The organism is Flavobacterium anhuiense (assembly GCF_900101855.1).
Classification (GTDB): Bacteria; Bacteroidota; Bacteroidia; order Flavobacteriales; family Flavobacteriaceae; genus Flavobacterium; species Flavobacterium anhuiense.
On record NZ_FMVC01000005.1, the window covers coordinates 13125 to 39777 of the forward strand.

A 26653-nucleotide genomic window follows, 5' to 3' on the forward strand; every position below is an offset into this window, starting at 1 on the left:
TTTTATTGCTGCAGGGAGTCAGTCCATTGCAGCGCTGATCCAATCGGCATCTCTTTCCTCTTTTAGGAAATAGCCGAACCATTGCAGCACTCTGCGCGTCAGATCTTCCTGATGGGAATGGTCTGCCAGCCCATGGCGCTCATTAGGGTAGAGCAGCATCACATTTTTTTTGCCCAGACGGCGCAGTGCCAAATGGTATTCCACACTCTGCTGCCAATCCACCTGCGTGTCCGCCTTACCGCTCCATGTCAGAAGGGGAATCTTTAGATCAGTTATGTAAGAGATCGGGGAGTTTCGCTTATAATCTTCAGAGTTATTAAAAGGATCCTTGCCATTCATATTCCATTGCACTCCGTGGAAGCGCCAAATGTCAGGCCTGCCTGTCCTCCAGTTTATGGTCAGATAGAAGCGGCTCAGGTCTGTAATGGCTCCGCTTGCAATGGCCGTTTTAAAGAGCTGGGACTGGTTTGCAATGAAGGCGGTTTCATAGCCTCCGAAAGAATGTCCCATCAGAGCTATGGAATCGGGATCTGCAATATCCATGGAGAGTATTTTTTTGATTCCAGATTCAGTGCAGTCTAATGCGGAAGGGCCCATATTTTCTTCCTCCAGCAGGATATCGGGAAGGAAAACAAAATATCCCTTAGAGGTGAATACCGCAGGATTGAATCCGGTTTCATTGTGCAGTGAAGGCATATGGTATTGATGCAGTTTTCTTGACTGGATTTCATAGATATGGACAATCATGGGATATTTCCTTTTTGGATTATAGTGGGCAGGGTAGTACAAAACGCCTTTAAGCTTCTGGCGTTTTGAATTCTCAAAATGTATAAGTTCGCTTTTTCCCCAATAGTACTGTTCCTGCTGGGGGTTGCTCTGGAAAATGATTTTGTCTTTCCTGTTTTTTTCATGAAGGACAATCTGGGGCGGAAGATCAAAGCGCTGCCTGCAGTATAGAAACTTTTTCGCTGAGGGCGAATAATGCAGCTGGTCGGCGTATGCATCTTCATAAGCTATTGGCGTTTCCCCTTTATTCTGCTTCCATATAAAAAAGCCTGTTTTTTCATCTGCGCCTCTTCCATTTAAAATCACTTCTTTAGTGAGATCGTATGCTGCCGGCTTCAGGCTCCCATATTCAAAGACTAGCGGAGAGATGCCGGGATTGCCGCCAATTCGGTAGACGATTTCTTTTTCGCGTCCATGGGTAAGCCTCCTTGCCGAAGAGCCATCCGGTTTTACCGCCCAGATATCGTACTGGTCGTATAGCAGCAGTTCGGCATTGTCGCTGCTCCAGCCGGGATTGCCAAATGCGCTGATAGAAACCAGGCTGTTCACTTTTCCCGCAAAAGCCGTTTTAAGGCCGCGGGTGATGTCGGCATGCCGGTCTTTTTCTATATCGTAAGTCCGCCAGCTGCCGTCTTTGAAATAAACCAGATAGCGTCCGTCTGGAGATGCCGTCAAATATTCATAGAAGGAAGAGGCCTTTGCGAGTATCTGCTTTTTCTTCATGGTGGCAAGATCTAGAAGATAATAGTCGCGTGGGGCTTCCAGATGGAATTGGGGTTCGTATTGGAGCGGATCGGAAAGTATAGCGTACTTGTGATTTCCGTTAAAAAATACTGACGGGAGATCTTCTGTGCTGACCATTTCAGATTTTCCCTGCTCGGGATTCCATACCATTACCTTAAGCATTTCAGCAGGCTTGCCTGCAATATTTCTGTAGGAGTGCACCAGCTTGTCGTTTGCATTCCAGATTTCAGGCTCCAAGGCGGATTGGGAAAGCGCATCGGCCTGTTCTTTTCTGATATGGAAAAACACGCGCTTGAGATCTTCTGAAATTAAGATTTTATCGGGAGGAGAAGTTGCCATTGCCGTTTTTTCAAGGAATCCTTCGGAGTGGGCATTATATTCAAAGAGTTTTTTCTGATCTGTTCTGTAGAAGAACAGCGATTTTATCTTTTTATCGTCAGATACGGAAAAAAATGCGGCTGCTCTGCCGTCTCTGCTCCAGGAAAAGTCAGTGTATCGGTCTGGGCCTGAAGCGATCTGTTTTTCGGCCATTTTTCGCAGATTCATAAGGCTAAGGGTATGTCTGCCATTGCTGGTGGTTGTAAAGAGCAGATGGTCCTTTTGGGGATTGAGCGAGTATTGTGCCGCATGGGCTAGTGGTTTTACAGTGTTTGCGCGTGGTGTCCGGATCAAAAGCGACTGCTGCTTTTCGGCATCTCTTTTTAGCATAATGATCAGATTATAAGCTTCAGCATATTCATACGAAAGCACATCTGGTATAGAGTCGTGCTGTCCGTTTTTTAGGTCTATGGAATGAAGGCTGTTTCCGCTCTGTGCGTAAAAGAACTGATTGACGGTAAAGAGGGAGTTGTATGCTGCCGGAATGCAGTAGGTTTTAGTGCTGTCAGTTGTGCTTCTGATAAATAGGGTATCGGCACCAATCTCATAACGCACCGAATAGCTCGCCCAATGGCCATCAGCTGAAAACCGGTCAAGGGAGGTTTCTGCCCAGAGACTGTAATCTTTCTCCTGTAGCTCTTTTTTCTGCAATCCCTGCCCCCATAGGGGACAGGTTTCCAATTGCAAAACAAATAAAAAAACTAAAAATAAAGGTAAATTCTTAAATGGCGTTCCGATATATGCAGAACGGAAATATTGTATAGGCATAGCGTTTTTGCATTAATAGCCAGGATTCTGCGGCTGAAGATTTGGATTGGTGCTCAGTTCAGCTTCAGGTATCGGGAAGAGCCTGTCTTCAGTGTTCCATCCGGGCTTCACTGGCGATAGGGCATTGTCAAGTCCGCCTAGACGTTTGAGGTCGAAAAAACGGTGGCCCTGCTCTGTGAAAAGCTCCCATCTTCTCTCCTGCAGTACGGCATTTATGATTTCATCAGCGGTTACCGCTTCGGTTTTATCAAGTCCGGCACGCAGCCTGACTTTGTCTAAATCTTCTTTAGCGCCGATTAGATCGCCTTGGAGGGCCCTTGCTTCCGAGCGGATAAGGTATTGTTCGGCCAGTCTGAAGATAACGGAATATTCCTTTGACTGCGCCGTATTGTCCCTTTCCTTGTATTTGAATGCATGGTGCCAGACAAAGGAGCCGCTTGAGAGGGATTTGATCCAATGCGACTTGCGAAGGTCATCCGCAGCAAAGGATTGGAAGAGCTCTGGGCTTAGGGAAGCTACCGAAGGAGGAGTGCTGATAAAAATAAAGGCAACGCCTTCCTGCGTATTCTGGCCTGCAAATGCTGACTGCAGCTGCCAGATGGTTTCTTTGGAGTTTAGCAGAAAAGTGCGGTCAATATTCTGTTCCAATGAAAATAGGCTGTTTTCATTGAGAAGGGCAGATGCTTCATTTGAAGCTTCCGCAAATTGGCGGTTATACAGATACACTCTTGATAGCAGGGCTCGGCACACCCATTTATTGGCGCGTATCCTGTCAGCCGGACTGTAAAGAGCGGGAAGCATCTCTGCAGCGCTGCTGAGGTCTGCAATTGCATATTCATATGCCTTCTGAATGTCCACGCGCGACGCCTTGCTGTTTTTTCTATAGTCTGTGCCGGTTATGTAAGGGATGGAGCCAAAAAGATTCGTGAGATAAAAGTGCACTAGCGCCCTAATAAACAAAGCTTCCCCTTTAAGCTGTTTTTTATTCTCAGCGGAAAGATTCTGGCTTTTCTCCACTCCCTCTATGAGCGCATTTGCGGCATAGATCTGGTTGTAGGATGCATTCCAATAATCCTGCAGTGCCGTGGTGGAAGGCAGCAACCTATTGTTGTAGAAGGCGGCGCCTGAACTGGAGGCATTTTCATAAGACACCGTTTCGTCTGCGTAATTTCCGAGCTGGAGAGATAGGCCGGTATAGGCGCCGGTAAGCATTCCCTTATCTCGAATTTTAGCATAAATATCGGCTAATGCAGCCGAAGCAGTGGCATAATCTTCGAACACATCCTTATTGGTAAGCTGTGATTTTGGAAGATCGGTTTCGACAAAAGAGTCGCATGAAGACAGCTGAAGCAGAAGAGCGGCGGCTGCAAATAGTGTTATAATTGTATTTTTCATCTTCGGATAGTTAAAATGTTAGTTGTATGCCCGCACTGATTATTTTAAGGGGCGGAAGAAAGCCTGCGCCTCCAAATTCAGGATCGCCGTCTTTGAATTTGGTCATTGTAAGCAGATTCTGCCCCTGAAGCATGATTTTGCAGCCCGTCTCCTGAAGCCCTAAGGGCAGGTCAAATGATAGGGCTATGTTTTTAAGGCGGATATAAGACCCATCAGCCACCGTTCCGTCACTGAACGTATAGTAGTAATCTCCCATCACAGCTTCATAGTTATATCCTGTGGTTGCAATCTGGTACGGAGCGATATTGTCGGACTGCGTCCATGTCTGGTTCATGCGCTGCAGCTGGTTTGACATCATTCCGGCAGGCCCCATCGGATAGGTTCTGCTTTTCTGTTTTACAAACTGGAAAAGGAAATCTAGATTCCATTTTTTATAGCTGAGCTGGTTCTGCAGACCGCCATAAAATTCAGGGTTGAGATCCACTGCAGTCTGCCTGTCATCGGGAAAGGAGATGATGCCGTCTTTATTCAGGTCCTCAAACTGATAGATGCCTGTTTGGGGATCCACGCCTTTGTATTTATAAAGCAGCTGGATGTTTAATGGCTGGCCTATGCGGTACTTCTGGCTGTAGGTCGAACTTTCCAGATTAGGGAAGCGCAGCAAAGTGTTTTGGGCAAAAGAGATGTTTGCACTGGTGGACCATTTAAACTTTGAACCGTTAAAATTAATAGTTCTAAGGGTAAGTTCGAGCCCTCTGTTCTCCACTTCTGCATCCAGATTGGCTTGCAGTGAGGGAAAGCCTGTCGTACCGGGAAGGGGAAGTCCGACCAGCTGGTTTGAGGATCGGTTGCGGTACCAGGAAGCTGTAGTGAAAATCCTGTCCTGCAGAAAGCCAAGCTCAAGGGCAAATTCCAGTTTTCTGTTGATTTCCCATCCAAAATTCGGATTGTAGAGCCTAGAGGGCTGGAGTCCCGTCATTCCTCCATAATTTATTCCAGATGTGGTATAGGTGTTTAGAAACTGATAATCGCCGATCTGGTCATTCCCAGTTGTGCCGTAGCTCGAACGGATTTTTCCAAAACTCAGCCAAGAGCTGTCCGCTAGGAAATTCTCATGTGAGAAAATCCATGCGCCGCCCGCAGCTCCAAAGACTGCGAATTGGTTGCCGGGCCCGAATCTGCTTGAGCCGTCCCGTCGTCCTGTCAGATTGAGAATATACCGTTGCTGCCAATTGTAGTTGATTCGGGCAAAAAAGGCCTGATACTTATACTGGGTCTGATCGTTGCTATATATGGTGATGTTTTTGGCCGCAGCAAGATTGTAGATTAGGCTATTAGAGCTGAATCCGTTTGCGGTCTGATATAGAATATCGTTTGTCTGGCTCTGGAAAGTGCCTCCAATGAGCGCATCGAGTTTTCCCTTTGCAATGGCTCTGCTGTAGTTTAGCTGCGGCTCGATAATCCATGATGAGCGGTCCGTGCCATAGAGGTATATGGCAGAGCGCGCACTTGTGATATTATAGGCAGGATTGTAAATTGTGGAAGGCTGGGTTCTTGTTTCGGAACTCTTCAGATCAGTAAAGCCAAAGCTGCTTTTTATGGTGAGATCCTTTGCAATCTCGTATGAAAGCACGGTATTGGCTATCAGACCGCTGGTTTGGGAACGGAATTGCGCATTGAGATTCCGAAGCGGATTCTCCCATGTGCCGTTTTCCCAGTTCAGGCTTCCATCAGGATTGTAAAGAGCAGGCGCATTGGGAGGAAGATATCTTGCATCAAAGCTCAGATCATAGGCAGGCAGATTATTATTCTGGCTATTGTAGCCGCCTGAGAACGTGATGCGGAACTTGCCGTCTGCAGAAATATGGTTCAAATTGAGCTGCATTCCGCCTTTTTTATAGCGAAAGTCTCCCGGATAAACCGTTGTTTCCTGATGGTAGTTGCCGCTGAGCAGAAACTGCGTCTGTTCTGATCCTCCCGATATGGTTCCCTGCAGATCATTGATCTGCGCAGTGCCGCCGAGAAGCTCCTTCTGCCAGTTGGTGTATCTGTTCTGGTCCCAAGTTCCATTGATGTCATAATCCCAGTCATTGTATTGCGCAAGGCCATCATTTATAAAGGCCTGCCTTCTCATGGCAAGGTACTGTTCTGTATTCATGAGGTCTGGAAATTTGGTTATTTTTCCGGCTCCTGTTGAACTGTTGACAGAGAAGGAAGTTTTTCCTTTTTTCCCTTTTTTAGTGGTGATGAGAACAACCCCATTTGCGCCCCGAGATCCGTAGATTGACGTGGCATCTGCATCCTTAAGAACTTCAATGCTTTCTATTGAATCGGGGTTAATGCTGTTTAATGGGCTTGAAACAGTAGGGAAAGGGCTTGAGGTTTGGAAATGTCCTATTGGATCCGAAGAAAAGGGCACTCCGTCAATAATATAGAGAGGCATATTGGCATCGCTCCGGAGACTGTTCTGTCCCCTGATTTTGATGTCGAAACCTCCGCCGGGCGCACCTGTGGTTTGGACAACATTTACTCCGGCCATTCTTCCCTGCATGGTTGCCAGAACATTGGTCACGGGCTGGATCTCTATTTCTTTGGATGAGATTCGGGCTATGCTTCCCGTCCGCTCGCTTTCTTTAACGGAATAGTATCCCGCATTTATTTTGACTTCCTGAAGTGTTGTAGTATCGTATTGAAGCTTGACTGCTATTTTAGTGCGCCCCTGAACCGCTATAAAAGCGGTTTTGAAACCCAAATAGGAAACAGTTAAGGTATCATAAGGAGCGCATGTGATTTCGAACTGTCCATTATAATCTGTAATTACCGTAACATTGGATTTGTTTTTTACAGCAATGGTGACTCCTGAAAGCGGATTAGTGCCGTCTGTGACATTCCCCTGCACTTTATGCTGTTGAAAGATAGACTTGAAAAGGCGTGTAGGATTTGATGCGAAAGTGGATGAGAAAGATAGCAGAATGCCTGTAAAAATTAGGCAATAAAGAGCTCTTCCATCCTTGTAAAATGAAATATTATTCATAATATTGGGATTGGTTAGTTAAAAGGATTTGACTGACTAGAACCCTCTGTTGAAGTTTGGTCGCTGAAGCAGAGGGTTAGCTATATATAAGGCTAAAGCTTTTTATATAACAAGAATGGACAATTAATGCATAGGCAGAATATATTTTAAAGTTAGGCATGTTGCGAAACTTAAAAAAGGAAGAAGGATTGGCTAAGAATTTACAGAGAGTTTCCTGTTTAAAAAAGGCGTGGAACTCAGCTTATCGAACAGAGGTACTGGCGGCACCAACCACAATAAGTGAGCCCACGCCGCAAAGACGTGAGCATCTTACTTATCCTCTCGTGGTTTTAAAAACGCCAGTTTTCTGTTCGAGATTCAAAGCGAATGCTTCAAAATATTTTTTATTGAAGAGTCGCAAATTTAATAAAAAATCTATTATAGATTCTTTAAATTTTAATATGCATCAAATATAGTAAAAAAAATCACACAATTGTCAAATTTGACAATTTTTTTCCTTGTAATTGTTTCAATTTCACTTCATGAAGGAAATTAGAGAAAAATATTTTGTAGTTTTTGGGAAGAATCTAAAGAAATTATTGGAATTGCATGATAAAGATGTGATGACGGTAGCGTCGGTTGGAAAAATTGAACCAAAGCAGGTTTACCGCGTTTTGAAAGGTGAGCATGGAGCTTCGATGGGAACTATAATATCTATAGCTAAAGGACTTGATATTCCACCTAAAGAATTGTTTGATTTCGACTTTGATTTAAGCGATGATTAGTACATAAAAAAGCCCTTCAAACTGAAGGGCTTTTTAAATAAAGTAAGATCAAATAGATTATTTCTTTGATTCTTCAATAGAAACTTTTCTGAATTCTTTTAAAAGTTTTTCAATCTCTAAAGATGATTTGCGTGCTCTTGCTCCGGCAGCTTTAACGCCTTTCTCAGCTAATGATTCTGATTCTGCTTTGAAGGTGTCAATCTCGGCACTGATTTTTGCGATTAGGTCTTTCATTTTCTGCATTTTTTTAATTACACGGCAAATGTAGCAGTTTAATTAAAATGAAAAGAAGTAATTCTTGTAATTATTTTACTTGGTGAGCTGTTCGATAAAATAGTTTACAGGCATTCCGGTTTTGGCTTTAAAGGCAAATGAAAAACGCTGGGTGGTGCTGAATCCGGCTTCTTCCGCTAGGGCATTGTTGCTGTATTTTCTGTATTTGGAATCTTTATGAAGCAGCGAGATGATATACTCAATCCGAAGCTCGTTTATATATTCATTAAATCCCTTGTCTCTGTAATGGCTTATAATGCCTGCAATGTATCTTACATTGGTGTTGAGGTATGCGGCCAGGGTTCCCTGATTCCAGTCTTTCACCAAGAATTTTTTGTCATTTTCAAATTTGTCCAGCAGTTTTAGGATTTCAGCTGCAGTATCGCTGTTGATGCCTAATATGGGCAGCCGGTCAGTTTTGATTTTTGCCTTATTTTTAGAATCCGTATTAAAAGTCTTCATGTGCAGATCAAAGTTCTTTTTATAGATGGTGCGGTTCTTATAATGCCGGTATAGAAGAAATAGCGTAAAGGCAAGAAGCGCAATAAGCGCCGCTATCAATATGGCGCGGTTCTGCCTTTCCCTTAGTAGTTCTTCGCTGATCTGCTTCTTCTGGTTTATCAGGTCTGCAGTATCATACTCTTTATGGATTTTGCTGATGAGGTACTTATTGGTTTCATAAAGAAGTTTATCTGCTTTGAGGAGCTGGTCAATGTAATAGAGCTGCTTTTCAAGATCATTTCTGCCTTTGTAATATTTTATCAGTATTTCATAGACTTCCCTGAGATCGGCTCTGAGGTAATTGTGCAGGTTAAAGATCTCATCCACTTTAATGAAATGGGGAAGCGCTTTTTCCATTTCATCAAGGGCCACATGGCTTTTGCCTATATAAAAGTTTCCGATGGATATATTGGCAAAATCATCATAGGACTGGATTCCGGGAAGGCTGGATTGGATCTCGGCAGCGGCCTTGCGGTAGTTTTTCAGAAAGAAGCTGTTGATGCCTTCCGAATGGATGAAATATGGTTTCATTTCGGGGATATCCAATCTCTCGCACTCTGCGAGGCCAAGCGCGTTGGTCTGGGAGCACATGCCGTAATTGCCTGATCTGTTGTAGGTGATGCCAAGACAGTGGAGCGAATTTAAATAGGGTCTCGGATGGTCTTTAAAGTTGGCAATGCACTCTTGGAACAGCGCTGCCGCTTCATCATAATAGCCGATGTAGAATTTTACAAGCGCAATATGGTATTTAGCCTTATAGGTAAGATACTTGTCATCTGTTCTGGATATGTAGCTGCTGGCGGCAAGATAGTTGTCGAGGGCTTCACCTAGTTTTTTATTTCTATAATGCAGTATTCCCTTTGATAGATAGGCAGAGCCGATCAAAACATCGTTTTTTGACCTTTGCGCCTCATAGATCATGCTGTCAGCGTAGGCGAGCTTTAGCTCGGGGGGAGCCTGATGCATAAAATTCTTATAGGCGTTGACGGTCTCTTTGAAGCTGTTCTGCTTTCTGGCTTTGTGAAGGTAGGCGTAAAGATATATGGAAGCGGCGGCTGTATCTTTTCTGAGTTTATAGATTCTATCATCGAGGTAGTCGAAACTTTTGTTTTTTAGAGAATCTGGAACTTTGAAGCTTTTTTTCTGCGCAGAGATTTCATGGCTGAGAAATGAAATAAGCAGACAGATGAGAACAGCATTTCGCATAGAAGCAGGTTTAAGTTAGCAATTGGATCGGGCAGGGAAGAGGTGCGGAAAAAGATGGGTGATTAAGGCGAATGTATAGCCAAATATAGCGCAAACTGCTGTAAACAAAGGAAAAATAGTGTTAAAGTTATGTGTGGATTATCGGAAAATCCATAGCGGATTTTCCGAAATGCCACTGGAGTTGTGTTGCGGGTGTTTCTTGGAGCGCATAGCTTTGTTTCGAATTCAAAAGCAAAATGTGAGGCAAGGTGCCTGATAAAAGTTCTGCTGACCCGGGTGAAATGGACTGAGAAGCAATTCTCGGTAATGCAATAAACCTAAAACCATGAAAAATTATCTATTATTCGCAGTCCTGTCTTTTTTTATCTTTTCCTGTTCGCAGGAATCCCAAATCATTGAAAGCTCTTCAGATTCTCTAATTTCAGATTCAGAAATGCGTCTTCGTTATAATGCGCTCAATCCCATGGATTATAAAGGAAAAAAGTTCTATGAAGATTTATGCTTATACCAGAAGAATAATGGCATGCCAAAATCATCTGCCCAGATGGCTGGACAGCTTCAGTTTATTTCAGGCAGCATTTCCAAATCCAACCCCTTCAGTAAAGGAATAATTCCATTCACAGATCAGCTGGTGGAATCCATTATGGCAGATCCAGACAATATGATGATAGCTATTGTGGAGCAGAGCGGCCTTACGGTGGAGTCAAAGAATAGCTTGATCTCTTTTTTGGAAAGCCTGCTTTCAAAAAGGCACGAGGAGTTCAGCATACTCTATGCATTTGTGGCCGACTACGAGCAGGGGCTCATCATCAGCACAGCCATTATGCAGGAGGAAAAAGACACTCTTCTGACTGTTTCTTCGATCTCAAGATATTCGCTCTATTCTGAAGAAGAGCGCAAAGACAGAGACTGGGACCATTCTGCGGGAAGCAGATCCATGAACGCTTCTTTTGGGGATGATAACCTAGCGATTGTTTTAATAATTGCCTATTTAAGCAGTCTGATCTGATTCAGTCTGAAATCTCGAGTTATATTTTTATGCTGCAGGATCTATTAAAAAGAAAGCTTGAAGAGTGCGGTGAGGAGCTGGCAGTTCATATCATTAAGAAATATGAATTTAAAAATTCTAGACAGGCTGTTTTTGAAACAGAGAACTGTTCCATCCTTCTGATTAAAAATGGTTCTCTGACTGTTCAGTTTTGTGGCGCCATGTATGAATTGCGTAAAAATGATCTGCTGCTTATATCGAAAAAATTATTGTGTAAAGTGATTGAAATTGGGGAAGGATTCCAGTTTTATCTTCTCTCTTTTCCCTCAGTCTCATCACTGAAAAATATTTACCAGGGCGAGGCGCCGCATTGGTTTTATTTTTTCACATGGAATCATCCTCTCAAGACAAGTCTGGAAACAGGAGATTATGCAGTGCTATCGCTGTCCTATAAATTAATTCATAACATCATTAAGAATAAACAGACTGAAAATTTTAGCGGTGCGCTCAGGCGTCTTGGCTTTGATATTTTTCTGTACGAGCTTCTCGCTATTCACAGTGACGAGAATTTTAGGGCGCTATTTCCGGTCAGACGTAATCAGGCGCTGGTGATGCGTTTTTTTACTGTCTTGTCGATTCACAGACGGAGCTGCCATAATGTAAAGTTCTATGCAGGAGCATTATTTATCACTTCTACGCATTTAAATAGGATAGTGAAAGAGGTGACGGGAAAAACGGTAAAGAAAATAATAACAGAGGTCCTTATAGCCGATGCACTGATCATGCTTAAAGAGTCTAAGCTTACAATTGCTGAAATAGCGGAAGAGCTGGAATTTGATTCCATTTCTTCATTCAGCACCTATTTTAAAAAATCAACCTCACTTTCCCCTTTGGAATACCGTTCAAATGCTGTCAAGAGATTTAAAAGCCGTTAGCATCTGCTAATGGCTGTAATTTAAAAACATGAAAATGATGAAGAATAATTATCCTTTGGAATGGCTTGATAGGCTGATACTGGAACATCTGAATCCCAATCATGCAGATTTAAGTCTATTGTCAGAAGCTGAGCTCGCCCTTATTTCAGAACAGGTTTTAAAAGAATCGGGCCGCATACAGGTAAGGATCAAGAATGAAATATTTGCTCTGAGACGAAAGAGGCAGATCCGTCTGCAGGTCAGAAAGTACCATTCCATTCTGATTTACCTATTGGACACCATGATGGACAGCCAGAAGAGCAGCGTCTTTCAGTCAGCACTTTTGCAGGGAACTGCAGAAGCTGTGATAAGCTGTCTGGACGGTCTGCTGTCATTTTTGGAGAAGCGGTTTTCAGTTTACTTAAGTCTGGATGAAAGGGTTCCGGTTACCTATCTGCTCGTATCAGCAAAGGAACTGCAGCTCAAAATGAAGAAAATTAAGAAGCGTATAGTCGGCAGGGAAGAGGTGAGACAGGTTTTAAGTGCTGTATTGGGTGAGCTGGCCGGCTGCATTTCGGTGCAGGGCAGGAGCAGGGTAACCTACCGGCAGCTGCTGTATGAAAGAACCGTAGTTAAGGATTTGGAAGAGATGGATTATTCTGATAATTCGGATGATTCGGATGATTCGGATGATTCGGATGGGCAATCTTTATTCTCGATGCTGGACCATAAGCTCATAGAGCTGAACTTTAACAGCTATTCCTATATCAGTCTGCTGATAAAACGGATTGAAGCAAAGGTGCAGATGCAGGAGCCGCTTTCCCAAAAGCTAAGTCTGCTTCACTTATGCTTTAAAGAGTTCAGCCAGATCCATTCCAATGAAAAGCTGTTTTTTAATGCAGGCCAGCATCATCTTAAAACGGTTATGGGAAACTGGTTCAGGCATGAGCTTGAGTATCTGCAGAGCGAGCTTGCGGCAGTTTCGGGAGGCAGAGAATCTGCCGTGGCGGATAAGGTGGAAAATAAGGTGGAGTGTGATCTTTCTGCAGACCAGATCGGAATTATCCTTCGCGCTGCCGATGAGGCGCGTGTGGTGAAGTCCAGATCCATGAGCCTTGTCTTTCAGAGGATAGTGCCCCATCTGTCCACAGCTTTTAAAAGGGATCTGTCGTACCAGTCTGTGCGCAGCAAATCCTATAATGCAGAGGAGAATGACAAGAATATTGCCATACTGACTTTGGAGAAGATGATTAAGAAGATCCGGTCGTATTGAATTTTTAACTGCATTATCTGTTATTCTTCTGAAACAAAATGCGTGGAGTTGTGTCTAATGATTTTGAGATTTAAATTCTTTTTCTTTTATCTGTATCATTAAAACCAAAAAGCTATGATGACCTTACTTGCCATATTCTTTCCTTCGTTGTCCTTTCTTCTCAGGGGAAAGCTTCTGACTGCTCTTTTATGCCTTATACTGCAGATCACGCTGATCGGATGGATTCCTGCGGCTGTATGGGCGGTGCTTTCGCTTCAGAATGCAAGAGCAGACAGAAGAAATGCAAAACTTATTAAAGTAGTAAAATCTAAATAGATGGAATGGAATAGTTTTAAAGCAATTATTGCTTTATAAATGTTTTTTAATAAATTTATATCGAAAAAATTAACAGTTGTTTAATCGAAGATGAAATGTAAGGCTGTTTTTTTTAAATTGATTAAGTTGGCTTGGTTTCCATGCCCTATATTGAGATTTTGCATTGATTTATTATAGAAATATAACTAGCAGACTGTTTAACTTTTGTAAAAAAAACACTTACTGAAAACTATGAACTATTCAATATTCACCTCTTCTGTTCTGCCAGCTGTTTTCCTGCTATCAGTTCATTATAATGCCGCGGCTTTAGGGAGCCCGCGTCCAACAGATAATAATATTCCGTATGCGCGCGAATTAACATCAGCCATTGCAGCGGAAGCTTATTTAATGGTTTTATGCGAGTACGATGCCAACATAACAGTTGACGGAGAGCTTTTGGGTGAAGTGGCTGCAAATCAGTTTAAAAGATTCACGATTTTTCCAGGCCAGCATATGATTCTAGTGGAAACGAAAGATGGTGCGATGCGCTGGGAAGGCCAATTGCATACTCCTGAGAATGAACAGACTTTATTAAAGCCGCAGCTTGCTCCATCGGATGTGTCGGTAGGCATTCCGGGAATTTTCAAGGATCCTGCCGATCAGAAAGAATATAAAACTGTCAAGATAGGAAATCTTGAATGGTTCGCTGAAAACTATTCGAGAGACATTCTGGGCAATAATGCGCCAAATAAAAAACCTGCAAATATTTCTTCATACGGACGCTTATACAAGTCTAATTATGTCAGCCCTCCCAATGGCTGGAGAATCCCCACGGAAGACGATTATGCAAAACTTCTCAAAATGTATGCTAATCCCTACGAAGCTTTAGTTGGAGGAAAGTCAGGATTTAAGATCGTATTTGCCGGCATTGTTGATATCGATAAATATGCATTGGGATTTGACAGCTTAGCGGCATTTTGGACTGCTACTCCAGGACCGGAAATAAAAGATTTGGGAGGCAAGAAGCATCCCTCAACAAAATTTCTGATAGTCAATAGGGCAAAAGGCACAGTCGAAATGTCGCACGCTTATCAGTCAAAGTTTTTTTCTGTGCGTTTTGTGCGGGATTTAAAATAGAGTAAATTTTATCTATGATAAACTAAAATTAAAAACTTTGATTTGGAAAATTTTTTAAAAAAAATGGAAAATTATTTTAAGGAAAAAGGCTTTATATAAATATTTAGTAGAGAGCAATTTTAAGGATGAGCAGCAATGCTCATCTTTTTTTTTAGATTTTTTAGAGAACTTGAAATAGGCAGGGGGGCTTATTTTCTGGATCAGGTAAATAATAAAAATTAAGATTCTCAATAAATCATTAACGGGTACAGAAGGGTACAGCAAAAAGTTGTACTTGTAGCAGGTCTTATCTAATTGTTCCTTTGTCTGGCAATAAAATCAGAATGCTTATTCTGATTTTTGGACAGATGTTTAATGATTAAATAGAACAGTTATGCTTGCAGATGTTTCATGGGGCGTTTATATGACCGCAGTTATTGTTTTTCTTTTCTTTTGGTATGGATTTCTGATATTCCGTTATTATTCTAAGAATCCTAAGTCTATTTTCAAAGGCGGTTTTCTGTTCAGATCTTCTGCTGAAAAGCAAGCTGGAAGAGCTGGCACATTTTCGGAATACAAAGAATCTTTCAGCACGCTTGAAGATGCTGAAGAATTATATGATAAGATTTTAGGAGCATTTACCGAAAGTGATGCTCGAGGCATTTCAAAAACGGAATTTGAAAATTATCTGCGGTTCATCCTTTCTGAATATCCCTTCGTAAAACAGTCCGGTCTTCGCGAAAAAATCAATTCGCTTGCGATTGCAGAAAGTGCAAAATACCCCGAATTTGTTTTGAGCAGTTCGGAGATGGACAGTCTGTGGGAAGAGCAGCAGTAAAAAATAGGCAGAGAAATTTCCCCTGTTCGCTCTAGTGCGGTATGGCAGTTTGTGACAAGGAAATAGAGGCTGTAACAGCGGCATTTCTCTGCTTTTATTTCAAGTGATGGTTTAATTTAAATGATAGGTGATGAAAAGATGGAATTGGAAATTGAAATCGTTTTGGAGAAGGGTGAAGAGATTGAATGGCTCGCTATTGGTGCTGCTGTTTTTCAGCGCCGTAGCGTACAGCCAAGACGGAGTGGCGGGTATCAACGAAGCCAATCAGAAGGTGCGCAGCTATTTTGATGCGGGCACCGAACTGATGTACGCCGTAGGAGCCATACTGGGGCTGATAGGAGCAGTTAAAGTCTATCAGAAATGGAATGCCGGAGATCCCGATACGGGGAAAGTGGCCGCAGCCTGGTTTGGCAGCTGCGTATTTCTGGTGGTGGTGGCAACGGTCATTAAATCCTTTTTCGGAGTCTGATGGCAAACAGCGTTTACAGCATCAATAAGGGTATTAATCAAAGCATTGAATTCAAGGGATTGAAGGCGCAGTATATCTGGTATTTAGGCGGCGGAGTGGTAGCGCTTATGATCCTGTTTGCCATTATGTATATCATCGGCATTCCTTCTCTGGTCTGTGTGGGTTTTATCGGATGCTGTGGAGGTCTGCTTGTTTTTAATATCTACAGGATGAGCAATACTTACGGCGAACATGGCATGATGAAAGCCATTGCTTCCAGACAGCTTCCAAAATGCATTAAAGTTTACAGCAGAGCGGTTTTTGTAAAGATATAGTCGTAAGACGTTAATTGTGATAATGAAAGGGGGATGGAGAAGAGGATAGAAGAAATGCTGCCTATTATGGCAGTGGAGCACAACTGCATAGTGTCCAAACAGGGAGATGTTACAATAGTTTTTAAAGCAGAACTGCCTGAAATTTTTACACTGTCAGATCAGGAGTATGAGGCTTTCCACCAATCATGGATAAAGGCGATCAAGGTGCTGCCGAAGTTCTGTGTTTTTCATAAACAGGACTGGTTTTTAGAAAGTGCTTATAAAGCTGATTTTTCAAGTGAAGACAGCAGTTTTCTAACCAGAAGCAGCGAGCGTTTCTTTAATGAAAGGCCTTTTCTGGATCATTCCTGCTACATTATGCTGACCAAAAAACCAGCGGGAAGAAGAAATTCAACCTCATTATTTTCTAATCTGCTCAGGAGTTCTATAGTTCCGGAAGAAACTCTAAAACCGCAGCTGCTTCAGGATTTTATAGATGCCTGCGGCCAGTTTAAGAGGATTATGGAAGACAGCGGATTTGTCTCCCTTACCCGTCTGCAGAATGATTCGCTTGCAAGCGGAAGCAGAAGCATCGGGCTGGTGGAGAAGTACTGCTTTTTAGCCGAACAGGGTGACTCCTTTGTCTTTTCGGATATCAGGTTTGATGAGGGACTGCAGGTCGGGGACAAGCACTGCCAGTTATTTACGTTAGGCGATGCGGCAGACCTGCCGGCTTTGTGCGGCTCGCGGATCAATTATGACCGCTATTCGACTGATAAGACCAAGTTCAGCGTTGGTTTTGCATCGACGCTTGGCCAGCTTTTATCGTGCAGCCATATCTATAATCAGTATCTGTTCATTGAAGACGCGAAGAAAACCATCCAAAAGCTGGAGGGCAAAAGGCTCCGCCTGCAGTCGCTGTCGGCCTACAGCAGGGAGAATATGATTGCAAGGGATGCGACCAATGACTTTCTCAATGAAGCCATATCCCAGCAGAGGCTTCCGGTGAAGGCGCATTTTAATGTGCTGGCCTGGAGTGCTGTTAAAGAGGAGCTGAAGGACATTAAAAACAAGGTGTCTTCGGCGCTGGCGCAGATGGATGTGGCAGCCAAGCAGGAAACGGTTGGAGCCGCGCAGATTTATTGGGCAGGCATGCCTGGAAATGCCGCAGATTTTCCAATGAATGACACCTTTGACACTTTTACGGAACAGGCGGTATGTTTTCTGAATATGGAAACGGGATATAAGTCTTCGCTAAGTCCCTGCGGTATTAGGCTGGGCGACAGGCTGACAGGAAAGCCGGTTCATGTCGATATCAGCGATGAGCCAGTTAAAATGGGAATCTGCACCAACCGCAATAAGTTTATTTTGGGGCCTTCTGGCAGCGGCAAGTCATTTTTTACCAATCATATGGTAAGAAGCTATTACGAGCAGGGAACGCATATCGTGCTGGTGGATGTCGGGCACAGCTACAAAGGGCTCTGCGATATGGTAGGAGGCTATTATTTCACCTATGACGAGAATAACCCGATCCGCTTTAATCCCTTTTACATTTCAGAGGGAGACAGTCTGGATACGGAGAAAAAAGAGAGCATTAAAACACTGCTTTTGGCACTCTGGAAAAAAGACGATGAAACCTTCAATAGAAGCGAGTATGTGGCGCTTTCCAATGCATTGCAGCTGTATTATGAGAAGCTGGATGCTGAGCCTTCTGTCTTTCCCTGCTTTAACAGCTTTTATGAGTTTTTGAAGGATGATTTTGTTTCAATACTGGAGAGCGATAAGGTAAAAGAAAAAGACTTTGATGCGGATAATTTTCTCTATGTGCTGCGCCCCTATTACAAAGGCGGGGAGTTTGATTACCTGCTCAATGCCACAGAAAATCTCAATCTCTTAAAAGAAAGGTTAATAGTCTTTGAATTGGATAATATCAAAGACCATCCGATTCTTTTTCCGGTGGTGACGATCATTATAATGGAAGTGTTTATCAATAAGATGAGAAAACTCAAGGGAATCCGTAAAATGATCCTGATTGAAGAGGCATGGAAAGCGCTGATGAAGGAGGGTTTTGCGGAGTACATAAAGTATCTTTTTAAGACTGTTCGCAAGTTTTTCGGTGAAGCAATTGTGGTAACCCAGGAGGTTGAAGATATCATTTCCTCGCCTGTGGTAAAACAGGCCATCATCAACAACAGCGACTGCAAGATCCTGCTGGACCAGAGCAAATATCAGAATAAGTTTGGCCAGATTCAGGAGCTGCTGGGACTTACAGAGAAGGAAAAGGCACTTGTTCTGTCCGTAAATAAGGCCAATGATCCAGCCAGAAAATATAAAGAAGTGTTTATTTCTCTGGGAGGGATGCTCTCAAAAGTCTACCGAACAGAAGTTTCGCTGGAGGAATATTTAGCCTATACGACAGAGGAAAGCGAGAAAGTGAAAATGAATGCCTATGCCAAGAAGTTTGGCGGGGATATCAGGAAAGGAATAGCCGCAATGGCTCAGGATATGAAAAATGGAATCAAATGAAAAGGAAAAATGAAAAAGAAATTAATTATCAGTCTGGTCTGCCTGCTTTTGGTAAGCACATCGGCAAGACCTGCCGAGAAAACCATGGCGCTGCCGATACTGGAAATTGTAAAAGCAGTCACCAAGAAGGTAATCAGAGCAATCGATCTTAGAATCCAGAGACTGCAGAATAAGACGATCTGGCTTCAGAACGCACAGAAGCAGGCGGAAAATGTCCTATCCAAATTAAAGCTGGATGAGATCTCGGACTGGACCCAGAAACAGAAAGATCTTTATAAAGGCTACTATGAAGAGCTGGCAAAAGTAAAGTCAATTATCACCCACTATCAGAGGATAAAAGAAATTGCCAAAAAGCAGACACAGCTTGTTCAGGAATATGAAAGAGCCTGGAATCTCTTCAAGCAGGATACCCATTTTAAAGACAGCGAAATCCAGTATATGGATCGGGTTTACACTGGAATACTGGAGGAAAGTGTGAAGAATATCGACCAGATTTTTTTGATTCTGGATTCTTTTACCACCCAAATGAGCGATCTCAAACGTCTTGAAATCATCAATAAGGCTGCCGATCAGATTGATCTAAACTACGATGACCTTACCATGTTTAACCGGCAGAACATACTGCTGAGCCTGCAGAGGGCCAAAACAGAAGCAGATGTAAACCAAGTGAAACAATTTTACGGAATTCCATAATCCAATAAAAAATATGAAAAAGATAACTGCAATTCTAATAGTATTCTGTGTTTTTAGCCATAGTATGATTGGGCAGGCAAAGCAGAGAAAGGAACTTTTGCTGCAGATAGCGGCGCTGCGGGTTTATATAGACTATGCAAAAAAAGGATATTCAGCGGCACCAAAGGGACTGAATTTTATCGGGGATGCGAGAAAAGGCGAAGTCAGCCTGCATGGAGATTATTTTTCGTCGCTTTTAAAGATCAATCCAAAGGTCAGGAATTATTATAAAACAGCTGAGATTATTTCCATGCAGCTTAAAATAATGAAACTCTGCCGAAAGACTCTGGCAGAGCTTCAGACTGCTGATCTGTTTCATGGAAGCGAGCTGGATTATATAGAGAGGTCTTTTGGGAAGCTGCTTCAGAGCTGCAGCCAGACTCTCGATGAGCTGCTTGCTGTTACAGCCGATGCAGAGCTGGCACTAAAGGATGACCAGAGGATTGAGCGCATTGATCTGCTGCACAAAACCATGCTGGAGGATTATAATTTCTGCCTTTCGTTCAGCAGTGAAGCCAGACTGCTGTCGATTTCAAAATCTGCAGATAGAAAGGATTATAAGGATGCAAATGAATTGTACGGATTTTAAAATAAGCGATGATGAAAAAGATACTAATGTTTATGGCAGTTATCTGCATCTTTCTGATTCCTGGCCATTCAAGAGGGCAGTCAGCAGAAATCCAGCAGCTGATTTTAAATATTGAAAAGCTTTCCCAGTTCAAGAAAATTCTCAGTGACATGAAAAAGGGATATGAGCTGCTTTCCGGAGGATACAAAACGGTTAAGGATATGACTGAAGGAAACTTCAGCCTTCATAAAACCTTTCTGGACGCGCTGATGCAGGTAAGTCCTGCGGTAAAGAAGTATAAAAGGGTGGGAGAGATAGTGGATTATCAGATTTCAATAGTTAGGGAAAGCCGCAGCGGAATGAACCGATTTATAAAAAGCGGGAATTTCAGCGGACCCGAACTGAATTATTTTGAGAAAGTTTACGGAAATCTGCTTAACCAGAGCCTTCGAAATCTCGATGAGCTAACGATGGTCATAACCGCTGATAAGCTGAGAATGTCCGATGACGATAGGCTAAAGGCCGTTGACGGTATATATGAGCAGATGCAGGATAAGCTTCTTTTTATAAGAAATTTTAATGCATCATCCAATGTGCTGGCTCTTCAGAGAGCGAAGGAGAAAAATGATGCTGACGCTTCAAGAGCATTACACGTATTTAAAGACTAAACAATGACGATATTTTTGAATAAAAAAGCAGCGTCTGTGGTTCTTATGGTATTGCTCTTTCCGTTGCCGATCTTGGCACAGGGACTTGGTGATGATATGAGCAGCCTTCATGGTGTTTTAGACCGGCTTTATGATGAAATGATGCCCTTGTGTTCTAATCTGATTGCAGTAGGGCAGGGAATAGCAGGATTTGGATCGATATGGTACATTGCTTCAAGAGTCTGGAGGCATATCGCCAGTGCAGAGCCTATTGATTTTTATCCGCTCTTCCGTCCCTTTGCAATAGGATTCTGCATTATGATTTTTCCCTCGGTTCTGGCACTTATCAATGGCGTTATGAAACCGACTGTAACAGCCACCGCCGCTATGGTTACAGGCTCCAACAATGCGGTTGCAGTGCTTTTGAAAGAGAAGGAAAAAGCGATAAAAGAAACAGATCCATGGAAGATGTATGTCGGTGCGGCAGGAACGGGAGACCGGGACAGATGGTATAAATATACGCATGACGGAGCCGATCCTTCGGATGAGAGCATGCTGGCGGGCATAGGAAACGATGTAAAGTTTGCTATGGAGAAAGCCTCTTACAGCTTTAGAAATTCTGTAAAGGAATGGTTGAGCGAGATTTTGAGGGTATTGTTTGAAGCGGCGGCTTTATGCATCGACACCCTTCGGACTTTCCAGCTGGTGGTGCTATCCATTTTAGGGCCGCTGGTATTTGGAATAGCGGTATTTGACGGTTTCCAGCATACGCTCACGGTCTGGCTCGCGCGGTACATCAATATCTATCTCTGGCTTCCGGTTGCCAATATTTTCGGAAGCATCATCGGCAAGATCCAGGAGCTCATGCTCAAACTCGATCTGTCTCAGGTGCAGTCCTCGGGAGACACTTTTTTCAGCAGGACCGATACCGCCTATCTGATCTTTATGGTGATCGGCATTATCGGGTACTTCACGGTGCCATCGGTAGCCAACTATATCGTGCATGCTGCGGGTGGAGGAGCCTTGGGGCAGAAGGTGACCAGCCTGTTCAGCAGCTCGGCATCTTTAGCGGCAGGAGGCGCATCACAGGGAGCGGGGATGGCGCTGGATGCTATGGGGAATGCGGCAGGAAGGATGGCTCAGAGCATGTCCTCTTCTGCAGCGAACTCGCCCTACTTTGAAGAGAAGGGAAATTACAATCGCGACAGGCTTAAAGGGAATTCCTGATAAAATTCAAAAACAATATAAATCATGTTTGCCAAAATGAAAAACATCGATACCGCTTTCCGCTATGTGAGGGGATTCACCATGCTGGTGATTGCCGGCTGTGTGGCGATCTGCTGCTATGCGCTTTACACAAGCCATCAGTCCGTGGCACTGATGCAGGATAAGGTCTATATACTGGCCAACGGCAAAGCTTTGGAAGCTTATGCTTCGGAAAGAAAAGATAATATTGCTGTGGAGGCAAGGGACCATGTGAAAACCTTCCACAGATTTTTCTTTACGCTTGATCCCGATGATAAGGTCATAAAAACCAACATTACAAAAGCGCTTTATCTGGCAGACGACAGTGCAAAACGCATTCATGATGACCTGAAGGAAAATAATTTTTATTCGGGCATTATATCGGGAAATATCAGCCAGACCATCCAGATTGACAGTGTGAGCATCGATATCCGTGAATATCCCTACCGTTTCAGGTGTTATGCCAGACAGAACATTATCCGCACTACAAGCATTCTGAAAAGAAGCCTGCTGACGGAAGGTGCCCTTCGAAACGTTTCGAGAAGCGATAACAATCCGCACGGGTTTCTTATTGAGCGGTTTAATACAATCGATAACAGGGATTTATCAGCTGAAGCCAGAAAATGAAATTCATATGAAATCTTTATTTGAAAAACGCACTGAGCCTGTGGTTTATCACAAGTTTTATCTGCTGGCGCAGAAAAGATGGGCTGAAAAAATGAAGGAATTCACGGATGGCCTATCAAAAAGAAAACTAATCTGGGCATTGGTCTTATTTACGATTTTGACATCAGGAATTCTGATCTATAATCTATACAGATCATTTTATAAAGAAGCGGAAGTTTCAACAGCTTCTGCAATTAAGACAATCAACTTAAAAAATAAAACTATGGAAGAGAAAACAGTACCGCTAAAGGAGTCTAAAAAGAGAAAGATGCTTTTAATGCTTCCTCTTATAACGCTTCCATTTCTAACATTCTTATTCTATTCCCTGGGAGGAGGACAAGCGGAAGCTAAAACAGCAGAGAATGGGCAAAAGAAGGGTTTTAATTTTAATCTGCCTCTGCCTAAATTTAAAGAAGACTCAGCACTTGACAAGATGAGCTATTACGATCAGGCGGCAGCTGATTCAATAAAACTGCGCGAACAGATAAAGAAAGATCCTAATTATTTTGATGATAAAGCCTCTGAAGATAAGGCTAATTCTTTTTCCGCAGATGATTTTGAATCCCGAATTCTTCCAAAAAACAGATCGGCTTTCCATTCGCAGTCTTTTCAGGACCGCAATGAACAGAAAGTTTATGAGAAGCTTAGGGCTCTCGAAAAAGCAATCAGCCAGCCTGCTGCTTCGAGTTACGGTCAGGACATGCGGGAGTTTGAAAATTACGGCTCGTCCAAAGGAGAATCGGAGGATATTAAAAAGCTAGAAGGATTGATGTCAGCCCTGAATGCTCCTGCTGAAGCTGATCCCGAGCTGCAGCAGCTTGGAGGCATGCTGGAGAATATTCTGGATATCCAGCATCCGAAGCGTGTGCAGGAAAGGCTTAAACAGTCCTCTGACAGTAAAAAAGGAAAAATATATTCCGTACTGAAAAAAACGGAAGAGAACAGCATAAGCTCACTAGAGCGGAATGCCGATTCGCCGAGCTTATTAAAAACAAATGCATTTTATTCTCTGGACGAAGAACAGCCTTCTGAAGCGATGCAGAATGCTATTGGAGCGGTTATTCATCAGACGCAGACCCTTGTGAATGGATCGGTGGTTAAATTAAGGCTGTCGCATGATATTTTCCTGCAGGGAACAGTGATACCGAAGAATGCTTTTCTGTACGGAACCGCAGCTTTAAAAGGAGAAAGGCTCGAGGTAAAGATCGCCAGCATCCAGTACAGCAATTCCCTATTTCCGGTGGAGCTTGCCGTTTATGATATGGATGGCATTGAAGGCATCTATATTCCCGGAGCGGTTAATAGGGATGTTGCCAAAGCATCCGCGGACCGTTCCATCCAGACTCTAGGCCTTACAGGCGTTTCGGATTCTTGGGGAGCGCAGGCAGCGGGAATGGGAATCGAGGCGGCCAAAAGTTTGATGGGCAAAAAAGTAAAGCTCATAAAAGCGGTGGTGAAGGCAGGGTATCAGGTTTTGCTGTATGACGAAAAACAAAAGAATGTAAAACCTTAAAAGACAAAAAATATGAAAAGAGTGAAGCATTTGTTTTTAATCAGCTGGATGCTGGTTTGTTTGTCAGCGTATCCGCAGTCTAACGTAAGGCAAACCGCCTTTTACGAAGACCAGTATAAGAATCTGCAGGTCGGATTCTCCAAGACGACCAGCATTGTTTTTCCTTATGCAATCAAGAGCATTGATAAAGGGAGCGCTGATGTGCTGGTTCAGAAAGCAAAAGGAGTGGAGAATATACTGCTGGTAAAAGCGGCTAAGCGGCACTTTTTCCAGACCAATCTAACTGTGATAACTTCTGAGGGCCGATTATATCTGTTTGTGCTGAACTATGATGAAGGCTGCCCGGACTTAAATATTAAAGCGGACAATGCAGTGGCCGCATCTAGGGAAGTGCTGTTTTCTTTAGAAAACGAAAATCAGAAAAAAATAGAGCAGTGCGCTTCGCTTGCCTTATCCAAAAAGAAAAAGGCCGGCGGTTTTAAAAAAAGCAGGAATAAGATCATTCTTGAGGTAAACGGCATTTTTATTCAGGAGGATGTTTTATATCTGCGGGTGGCTTTTGAAAACAGATCAATGATTAATTACGATATTGACCAGTTCCGTTTTTTTATTAGAGACCGGAAAAAGCCAAAACGCACGGCATCGCAGGAAATAGAAATCCAGCCTCTGTACGCAACTTCAATCTCTTCAACGATTCCCTATCAGTCTGCAATAATGAAAGTCTATGCGCTGGAGAAATTTACAATTCCAGAGAATAAGTATCTCACGCTTCAGATGATCGAAAAAAACGGCGGACGGCATTTGGAGATCAATATCGGAGGCGATCTGGCCGGCAGAGTGTCTCTGATCCCATAGTCCAGCCATACTGTTTATAAACTTAAAAAAATAGCATGGAAATAAATTTAGAAGATGCTGAAATGCTGCTGGGGCTTGCCCAAGAAATGGCCTCTTACGGCTATCGCTATATAGCATATCCTTTGAACCGGACGGCTGACAGCGATGCCATCGAGTTTTTCAGAACATCAATGGGGGCGGAGGACCACTGTCTTGTGGGGCAGCATGACACGGATTATTTTAAGAGCATGCCCATAGGTTCGCTTATAAATGATTTAAAGACAGTCATAAGGGGCGCAATTGACATTTCTGGCAAGCAAACGCTAGAGCTTGCTTCATCTGCCCAGATTCTCAGAGGCACGGAAAACGCATTGGAAAATAACTTAAAAGGAAATACGATGAATCAGAAGAATTTAGAATTTTTAGAAAATCAGATCAAATACACGGGTTTCGGGGAAAGCCTCAACGCTGTATTGAAAGAGCAGATGGAAAAGGGGGAGAAAGAATTTATGATTCCCCATGAAGCGGAGTTTGGAAAAAGCGTTCTCCAATCAGAGCTCAGCTTTAAAAGATCAGACCAGAGCGATCTCTATTTCTTTAACTCCTATAAGGCCATGCTGTCCAAGGAAGGGGCTCCCCATGCGCTGGAGCAGATTTTCTACATCGGAAAGGACAATAACTTTACGATGAAGGAAGCTTTTAATCTGCTGGAAGGAAGATCGGTAAATAAAGATCTGGTCACTAAAGATGGGGAGATTTACAATTCTTGGATTTCTTTGGACTTTAAGGATGCCGAGAGCAACGGAAACTTTAAGATGAACCACTACCATCAGAATTACGGCTATAATCTGGAGGCGGCTCTCGAGAAGCATTCGATAAAAGAGCTCGAGACCCCGAAGTTTAGGGAAGACCTGATGAATTCGCTTAAAAAAGGGAATATCCAGTCGGTGACTGTCATGGTAAACGGAGAGGAAAGAAAACGTTTTGTTGAAGCCAATCCCCAGTTCAAGACCATCAGAGTGTATGATGCTTCAATGCAGCGCATCAATGGCAGAGTAGGCAGGGATGAAAAGCAGAAAGACTCCCAAGAGCATAGCGTCTCCAAATCACAGAAAACTGGCGGTGAGAGTGAAGTCGGAGAGGAGCCGGGACAGAAAGAGAAGAAGCAGAAAAGGAAATCGCAGTCGATTTAAATTTAAATAGTGATGGCTGATGAAAACCTGAAACCCTTAACGGATTTCTTTTCCGCTATTGAAAAGGACTTTCGGATCAGCAGCACCCACATTGCCATTTATGCGGCGCTGCTGCAGTTCAGATCTGTTAAGGGTTTTATTAACCCTGTTGAAGTGTTTAGAAGGGAGCTGGCGCCGGCAGCCAAGATATCTTCGGCCCATACCTATCACAAATGCCTTCACGAGCTGGATGAATACGGCTATCTTCGGTATGAGCCTTCGTTTAAGAAAACAAGGGGCAGCCGGATTTATTTTTATGATTTTGAAATATCTAAAACTGAATTGTTATGAAGCCATTTGCCTTTGAAGATCTGCCCGACATATTGGGAACCCTTGCCATGCGGGTGGAGAATATTGAGCGTATGGTAAGGGAAATTAAAAGCGGAAAAATTACTCCGGAGGCCGATCCTGGCCTGATGACCGTTATTGAGGCTTCAAAACTGATTAATCTTTCTGTGGCGACCATTTATTCCAAAGTTTGCCGAAATGAGATTCCAGTCAATAAGCAGGGCAAGAAGCTGTACTTCATAAAGTCAGAGCTTTTGGAATGGATAAAGTCCGGAAGGGTTAAGACCATTTCAGAACTGCGCTCGGAAGTGGAGCAGCGGCTAAAAAGCAGGGATTGATTTTCCCTGCTTTTTTATGGGTTTAGTTTT

At 43.1% G+C, this 26653-nt stretch carries 25 protein-coding genes; 20 read left to right on the top strand and 5 right to left on the bottom strand.

Annotated elements, in window-relative coordinates; genetic code table 11:
• Nucleotides 1-18: 18 nt before the first annotated feature.
• The 3 genes from BLP44_RS13965 to BLP44_RS13975 are packed head-to-tail and all read right to left on the bottom strand — an operon-like array spanning nt 19 to nt 7105.
• Nucleotides 19-2676, bottom strand: a complete 2658-nt coding sequence (locus BLP44_RS13965) for a prolyl oligopeptidase family serine peptidase (protein WP_091133780.1) — start codon at nt 2674-2676, stop codon at nt 19-21.
• 12 nt (nt 2677-2688) lie between these two features.
• The gene (locus BLP44_RS13970) at nt 2689-4071 is read right to left on the bottom strand and encodes a RagB/SusD family nutrient uptake outer membrane protein (protein ID WP_091133782.1); all 1383 of its coding nucleotides are present in this window, start codon (nt 4069-4071) and stop codon (nt 2689-2691) included.
• 10 nt (nt 4072-4081) lie between these two features.
• Complete coding sequence (locus BLP44_RS13975; RefSeq protein WP_091133784.1) at nt 4082-7105, bottom strand: SusC/RagA family TonB-linked outer membrane protein; 3024 nt, start codon at nt 7103-7105, stop codon at nt 4082-4084.
• Between the two features lie 521 nt (nt 7106-7626).
• Between BLP44_RS13975 and BLP44_RS13985 the strand changes: the two genes are divergently transcribed.
• The gene (locus BLP44_RS13985) at nt 7627-7869 is read left to right on the top strand and encodes a helix-turn-helix domain-containing protein (RefSeq protein ID WP_091133788.1); all 243 of its coding nucleotides are present in this window, start codon (nt 7627-7629) and stop codon (nt 7867-7869) included.
• A 57-nt stretch (nt 7870-7926) separates the two neighbouring features.
• Here BLP44_RS13985 and BLP44_RS13990 read toward each other — a convergent pair whose 3' ends face one another.
• Nucleotides 7927-8103, bottom strand: coding sequence for a histone H1 (locus BLP44_RS13990; protein WP_091134422.1), 177 nt, complete (start codon nt 8101-8103; stop codon nt 7927-7929).
• Between the two features lie 75 nt (nt 8104-8178).
• A complete protein-coding gene (locus tag BLP44_RS13995) occupies nt 8179-9849 on the bottom strand; it encodes a helix-turn-helix domain-containing protein (protein ID WP_091133790.1) in 1671 nt (556 codons plus the stop codon).
• Between the two features lie 325 nt (nt 9850-10174).
• Here BLP44_RS13995 and BLP44_RS14000 point away from each other — a divergent pair, with 325 nt between their 5' ends.
• From BLP44_RS14000 to BLP44_RS14090, 19 genes are all read left to right on the top strand, one after another.
• The gene (locus BLP44_RS14000; RefSeq protein WP_091133792.1) at nt 10175-10858 is read left to right on the top strand and encodes a hypothetical protein; all 684 of its coding nucleotides are present in this window, start codon (nt 10175-10177) and stop codon (nt 10856-10858) included.
• Between the two features lie 29 nt (nt 10859-10887).
• Nucleotides 10888-11772: a helix-turn-helix domain-containing protein gene (locus BLP44_RS14005; RefSeq protein ID WP_091133795.1), complete on the top strand. Its 885-nt coding sequence runs from the start codon at nt 10888-10890 to the stop codon at nt 11770-11772.
• A gap of 34 nt (nt 11773-11806) precedes the next feature.
• Nucleotides 11807-13024, top strand: coding sequence for a hypothetical protein (locus BLP44_RS14010; protein WP_139159204.1), 1218 nt, complete (start codon nt 11807-11809; stop codon nt 13022-13024).
• A gap of 114 nt (nt 13025-13138) precedes the next feature.
• Entirely contained in the window at nt 13139-13339 is a 201-nt protein-coding gene (locus BLP44_RS14015; RefSeq protein WP_211516882.1) for a YqaE/Pmp3 family membrane protein, read from the top strand.
• A gap of 231 nt (nt 13340-13570) precedes the next feature.
• The gene (locus BLP44_RS14020; protein ID WP_091133801.1) at nt 13571-14455 is read left to right on the top strand and encodes an FISUMP domain-containing protein; all 885 of its coding nucleotides are present in this window, start codon (nt 13571-13573) and stop codon (nt 14453-14455) included.
• 373 nt (nt 14456-14828) lie between these two features.
• Complete coding sequence (locus BLP44_RS14025) at nt 14829-15272, top strand: hypothetical protein (RefSeq protein ID WP_091133803.1); 444 nt, start codon at nt 14829-14831, stop codon at nt 15270-15272.
• A 130-nt stretch (nt 15273-15402) separates the two neighbouring features.
• A complete protein-coding gene (locus BLP44_RS14030) occupies nt 15403-15741 on the top strand; it encodes a DUF4134 domain-containing protein (protein WP_091133804.1) in 339 nt (112 codons plus the stop codon).
• A complete protein-coding gene (locus BLP44_RS14035; RefSeq protein ID WP_091133807.1) occupies nt 15741-16055 on the top strand; it encodes a DUF4133 domain-containing protein in 315 nt (104 codons plus the stop codon). The genes BLP44_RS14030 and BLP44_RS14035 overlap by 1 nt, the downstream gene beginning before the upstream one ends.
• Before the next feature lie 33 nt (nt 16056-16088).
• The gene (locus BLP44_RS14040) at nt 16089-18560 is read left to right on the top strand and encodes a TraG family conjugative transposon ATPase (protein ID WP_091133809.1); all 2472 of its coding nucleotides are present in this window, start codon (nt 16089-16091) and stop codon (nt 18558-18560) included.
• 9 nt (nt 18561-18569) lie between these two features.
• Nucleotides 18570-19253, top strand: coding sequence for a conjugal transfer protein TraI (locus BLP44_RS14045; protein ID WP_091133811.1), 684 nt, complete (start codon nt 18570-18572; stop codon nt 19251-19253).
• A gap of 13 nt (nt 19254-19266) precedes the next feature.
• On the top strand, nt 19267-19881 hold the full coding sequence (locus BLP44_RS14050; RefSeq protein WP_091133813.1) for a hypothetical protein: 615 nt from the start codon (nt 19267-19269) through the stop codon (nt 19879-19881).
• 11 nt (nt 19882-19892) lie between these two features.
• Complete coding sequence (locus BLP44_RS14055; RefSeq protein WP_091133814.1) at nt 19893-20528, top strand: hypothetical protein; 636 nt, start codon at nt 19893-19895, stop codon at nt 20526-20528.
• Between the two features lie 3 nt (nt 20529-20531).
• Nucleotides 20532-21734: a conjugative transposon protein TraJ gene (gene traJ, locus BLP44_RS14060; protein ID WP_170830242.1), complete on the top strand. Its 1203-nt coding sequence runs from the start codon at nt 20532-20534 to the stop codon at nt 21732-21734.
• Between the two features lie 24 nt (nt 21735-21758).
• Entirely contained in the window at nt 21759-22379 is a 621-nt protein-coding gene (gene traK, locus BLP44_RS14065; protein ID WP_091133816.1) for a conjugative transposon protein TraK, read from the top strand.
• Nucleotides 22380-22386: 7 nt separating this feature from the next.
• A complete protein-coding gene (traM, locus tag BLP44_RS14070) occupies nt 22387-23931 on the top strand; it encodes a conjugative transposon protein TraM (protein WP_317040788.1) in 1545 nt (514 codons plus the stop codon).
• A 12-nt stretch (nt 23932-23943) separates the two neighbouring features.
• A complete protein-coding gene (gene traN / locus BLP44_RS14075; protein WP_091133818.1) occupies nt 23944-24786 on the top strand; it encodes a conjugative transposon protein TraN in 843 nt (280 codons plus the stop codon).
• 35 nt (nt 24787-24821) lie between these two features.
• A complete protein-coding gene (locus BLP44_RS14080; RefSeq protein ID WP_170830243.1) occupies nt 24822-25958 on the top strand; it encodes a hypothetical protein in 1137 nt (378 codons plus the stop codon).
• A gap of 12 nt (nt 25959-25970) precedes the next feature.
• The gene (locus BLP44_RS14085; protein ID WP_091133820.1) at nt 25971-26288 is read left to right on the top strand and encodes a hypothetical protein; all 318 of its coding nucleotides are present in this window, start codon (nt 25971-25973) and stop codon (nt 26286-26288) included.
• On the top strand, nt 26285-26623 hold the full coding sequence (locus tag BLP44_RS14090; protein WP_091133822.1) for a helix-turn-helix domain-containing protein: 339 nt from the start codon (nt 26285-26287) through the stop codon (nt 26621-26623). Before BLP44_RS14085 ends, BLP44_RS14090 begins: the two co-directional genes overlap by 4 nt.
• The last annotated feature ends 30 nt before the right edge of the window (nt 26624-26653 follow it).